The sequence below is a fragment of the Sphaerotilus sp. genome (assembly GCF_041083715.1).
Lineage (GTDB): Bacteria > Pseudomonadota > Gammaproteobacteria > Burkholderiales > Burkholderiaceae_C > Sphaerotilus.
This window is the reverse complement of sequence record NZ_JBFPGY010000009.1, coordinates 1-4,440: the sequence shown is the minus strand read 5'-3', so window position 1 is coordinate 4,440 and position 4,440 is coordinate 1. Positions and strand designations below refer to the sequence as shown.

5 protein-coding genes are annotated in these 4,440 nt (G+C 71.0%); 4 read left to right on the top strand and 1 reads right to left on the bottom strand.

What is annotated here, in order from left to right; translation table 11 throughout:
- On the top strand, positions 1-363 hold a 363-nt coding region (locus tag AB3X43_RS00310; protein WP_369427907.1), incomplete at its 5' end, for a winged helix-turn-helix transcriptional regulator.
- On the opposite strand, the gene AB3X43_RS00305 is transcribed toward AB3X43_RS00310, so the two are convergent.
- Positions 360-743, bottom strand: a complete 384-nt coding sequence (locus AB3X43_RS00305; RefSeq protein ID WP_369427906.1) for a YkgJ family cysteine cluster protein — start codon at positions 741-743, stop codon at positions 360-362. The two genes, AB3X43_RS00310 and AB3X43_RS00305, sit on opposite strands and share 4 nt — an antisense overlap.
- 31 nt (positions 744-774) lie before the next feature.
- Between AB3X43_RS00305 and AB3X43_RS00300 the strand changes: the two genes are divergently transcribed.
- From AB3X43_RS00300 to AB3X43_RS00290, 3 genes are all read left to right on the top strand, one after another.
- A complete protein-coding gene (locus AB3X43_RS00300; RefSeq protein ID WP_369427905.1) occupies positions 775-1,962 on the top strand; it encodes a DegT/DnrJ/EryC1/StrS family aminotransferase in 1,188 nt (395 codons plus the stop codon).
- A 33-nt stretch (positions 1,963-1,995) separates the two neighbouring features.
- The gene (locus AB3X43_RS00295) at positions 1,996-2,592 is read left to right on the top strand and encodes a sugar transferase (RefSeq protein WP_369427904.1); all 597 of its coding nucleotides are present in this window, start codon (positions 1,996-1,998) and stop codon (positions 2,590-2,592) included.
- On the top strand, positions 2,589-4,440 hold a 1,852-nt coding region (locus AB3X43_RS00290), incomplete at its 3' end, for a polysaccharide biosynthesis protein (protein WP_369427903.1). The genes AB3X43_RS00295 and AB3X43_RS00290, both read left to right, overlap by 4 nt.

The following is a 4,440-nucleotide window of genomic DNA, read 5'->3' as shown; positions in this document are numbered from 1 at the left end:
CCTGCCGACCCGGAGCTGGAAAGGCTCGTCCGGGACATCATCGGCCGGGTGGCCGACAAGTGGACGATGATCGTCCTGGAGCGGCTCGCGGAACACGGGTGCCTGCGCTTCACGCGCCTCGGGGAACTCGTCGAGGGGGTGAGCCAGAAAATGCTGACCAAGACGCTGCGCCAGATGGAAGCCGACGGCCTCGTGCTGCGCACCGTCCATCCGGTCGTGCCGCCCCGCGTCGAGTACGCGCTGACCGAACGGGGCACGACACTGGGCGCAGCCTTCTGCGGCGTGTGGCTCTGGGCCGAGCAGCACCAGGAGGCGATCACGGCATCACGCCAGGCCTTTCAGGCGCGTGCAGACGCCGGCTAGTCCAGCGGGTTGGTGGGTGCGAGCGGCGCCAGCCCGTGCAGCGCCCGCGCCTGCTGGCACTTGTCGTCGCCTGCCTCGACTTCGCGGCAAGGCGTAGGCCGCTGCGCATAGGCGGTGCAGGCGACCGGGCCACCCACCTCGCCCAGCAGCGCCACGCAGCGCGGGGGCACCTGGTTGGTCCCGGCCATGCAGGCAAACCAGCGCTGCACCGGCTCGGTCAGCGCCTCGGGCAGGCCACGCGCTTCGGCTTCCCCCCAGTAGAAGGACACGCGGAACGCCGCGCAGCAGGCGCCGCAGGTCAGGCAGGGGTTTTCATCGGCATCGTGGCGCATGGGCGTGATCTTGCCGGATCCGGACAGGACCAGGCCTTGGTTTAGCATCCCCGCTGCTGCTCCCCACCGAATGATCCCCATGACCGCTCCCGCCGTGCCCGCCGCACCCGCCCTGCCCTTCCTCCCCTTCGCCCTGCCCGAGATCGGCGACGAGGAGATCGCCGAGGTCATCGACACGCTGAAGTCCGGCTGGGTCACCACCGGCCCCAAGGCGCGCCGCTTCGAGCAGGACTTCGCCGCCTTCCTGGGCGCGCCGGGCATCGAGGCGATCGCCGTCAACTCCGCCACCGCCGGGCTGCACCTGGCGCTGGAAGCGCTCGGCATCGGCCCCGGCGACGAGGTCATCACGACGACGCACACCTTCACCGCCACGGCCGAGGTCGTGCGCTACCTGGGCGCGGACGTGCGGCTGGTGGACATCGATCCGGCGACGATGAACATCGACCCCGCCGCGATCGAGGCCGCGATCACCTCGCGCACCAAAGCCATCCTCCCGGTGCATTACGCCGGCATGGCCGTGGACATGGACGCCGTGCTCGCGATCGCGCGCCGCCACGGCCTGAAGGTGGTCGAGGACGCCGCCCACGCACTGCCGACCACGCACGGCGGCCGGCTGGTGGGCACGCTGGACAGCGACGTGACCGTGTTCAGCTTCTACGCCAACAAGACCATCACCACCGGCGAGGGTGGCATGGCGGTGACCCGCGACCCGGCGCTGGCCGCGCGCATGAAGGTGATGCGCCTGCACGGCATCAACCGCGATGCCTTCGACCGCTTCACCGCCAAGGTGCCGAGCTGGTACTACGAGATCGTGGCGCCGGGATTCAAGTACAACCTGACCGACATCGCCGCCGCGATGGGCATCCACCAGTTGCGGCGCGCGCAGGGCTTCCAGCAACAGCGCGCCCAGCTCGCGGCGCTGTACGACGAACTGCTGGCCGACCTGCCGCTGATCCTGCCGCCGCAGCCGGCCGGCGGGGACCTGCACTCGTGGCACCTCTACGTGCTGCGCCTGACCGACGACGCGCCGATCGGCCGCGACGCGCTGATCGAGGCGCTCTACGCGGCGGGCATCGGCTGCAGCGTCCACTACATCCCGCTGCACCAGCACCCGTACTGGCGCGAACGCTACGACTTGCAGGCCAGCGATTTCCCGCACAGCCAGCGCGCCTACGAGCGGATGCTGAGCGTGCCACTCTACACGCGCATGACCGAGGACGACGTGCGGCGCGTGGCCGCGGCGCTGCGGCAGGCGCTGCGCGGCTGAAGCCCGTCGCACGCACCACACGCTGATCGACCGATGGCCAAACGCCTGCTCGACCTGCTGCTGTCCGGCCTCGGCCTGGCCGTGCTCGCACTGCCGCTGGCGTTGGTGGCGCTGGCGATCAAGCTCGACTCGCCCGGCCCGGTGTTCTACCGGCAGGTGCGCGTGGGCCGCTTCGGGCGCGCGTTCCGCATCCACAAGTTCCGCACGATGGCGCACAACCCCGCCGACCGCGGCCCGCAGCTCACCGTCGGCGCAGATGCCCGCATCACCCGCGTCGGTGCCGTCCTGCGGCGCACCAAGCTGGACGAACTGGCGCAGCTGTTCGACGTGTTCGAAGGCACGATGAGCCTGGTCGGCCCGCGTCCGGAGGTGCCGCGCTATGTGGCGCTCTACCCGGCCGATCTGCGCGAGAAGGTGCTGTCGGTGCGGCCCGGCATCACCGATTTCGCCTCGATCGAGTACCGCGACGAGAGCACCCTGCTCGCGCAGAGCAGCGATCCCGAGCGCACCTACCGCGAAGTGATCCTGCCAGCCAAGCTGGCGCTGCAGGCGCGTTATGTGGACCGGTCGGGCCTCGGTACCGACCTGGTGCTGATCGGTCGCACCGTCTGGGCGATCATTGCGCGATGACCTGGCACCACCTCGACACCCTCCTCACCCGCATCCGCCCGCACCGCGAAGCGCTGGCGCTCGCCATCGACGCGGTGATCATCGCCGCCTGCTGGAACATCACCTACCTGTTCCGCCTCGGCTTCGAGCGCTGGCAGAACGCGCGCCCGGACTACGACGGCTGGGTGCTGGCCGGGGTGATCGCGGTCTACCTGGGCGTGTTCATGCTGCTCAAGGTGCCCAAGGGCATGTGGCGCTTCTCGGGCTTCGGCGAGATCCAGCGGCTGACGATCGCCTGCGGCATCGCGGGCATGGTGACCGCGGTGGGCGTGCTGATGGCGCAGCTGGTGCAGGTGCCGCGTGCGGTGCTGGGGCTGCATCCGGTGATCTCGCTGATGGGGCTGGCGATGGTGCGCATCGGCTACCGGATGCTCTACGAACACATGCGCGGGCGGATCTCCGGCTCGATGCACGAGACACGCCGGGCCCTTGTCCTGGGTGCGGGCGACGCGGCCAAGCTGCTGATCGCCGGCATCCAGCACCACGGCTGGGTCGTGGTCGGTCTGCTCGACGACGACCCCCGCAAGCACGATGCCCGCGTCGGCAACGTGCCAGTGCTGGGTCCGCTCGACAGCGTAGCGCGCTGGGCCGAGGTGCACGGCATCACCCACGTCATCGTCGCGATGCCCTCGGCCGCGCCGGAGCGCCGCCGCCGCGCGCTCGACCTCGCCGCGGCGACCGGCCTGCCCGTCGTCACCGTGCCGACCACCGCCGAGCTGCGCGAGGGACAGGCCGTGGCGCAGGTGCGCGAGATCGAGCCCGAGGACCTGCTCGGCCGCGCCCCGGTGCAGCTGGACGAGGGGGGGATCAGCGAGTGCCTGTCCGGCAAGGTGGTGCTGATCACCGGCGCGGGCGGCTCGATCGGCTCGGAGCTGTGCCGGCAGGTGGCGCGCTACGGGCCGCTGCGGCTGGTGCTGTACGAGCTGAGCGAGTTCGCGCTCTACCGCATCGAGCAGGAGCTGACCGAGGCGTTTCCGCACCTCCCGCTGGTGCGGCTGGTCGGCGACGTGCGCGACCCGGAGCACCTGCGCGTGACCTTCGCCCGCGTGCGGCCGCAGGTGGTGTTCCACGCCGCCGCCTACAAGCACGTGCCGCTGATGGAGGACGACAACGCCTTCGCCGCAGTGCGCAACAACACGCTGGGCACGTGGCGGGCGGCCAGCGCGGCGGCGGCGGCGGGTGCCGAGCGCTTCGTGCTGATCTCCACCGACAAGGCGGTCAACCCGACCAACGTGATGGGCGCAACCAAGCGCGCCGCCGAGATGGTGATCTCCCAGCTCGCCGCGCAAGTGGCCGCCGCGGGTGGGCGCACGCGCTTCATGGCGGTGCGCTTCGGCAACGTGCTGGGCTCGTCGGGCAGCGTGATCCCCAAGTTCAAGGCGCAGATCGCCCGCGGCGGCCCGGTGACAGTGACGCATCCGGACATCACACGCTTCTTCATGACGATCCCCGAAGCCGCGCGGCTGGTGGTGCAGGCCGCCGCGATCGGCGAAGGCGGGCAGGTGTTCGTGCTCGACATGGGCGAGCCGGTGAGGATCGTCGATCTGGCGCGGGACCTGATCCGGCTGAGCGGCCACACGCTGGCCGAGATCCCGATCGCCTTCAGCGGGCTGCGGCCGGGCGAGAAGCTCTACGAGGAGCTGCTGGCGGATGCCGACGCGACGCTGCCGACGCGCTTCGAGCGGCTGCGCATCGCGCGGCTCGACGACCGCGGGCAGGACGTGCAGGCGCTGCTCGACTGGGCCGCTGCACGCTCGACCGCGTCGGACGACGAGGTGCGCGAGCGGCTGGCGCAGCTCGTCGGCGAAT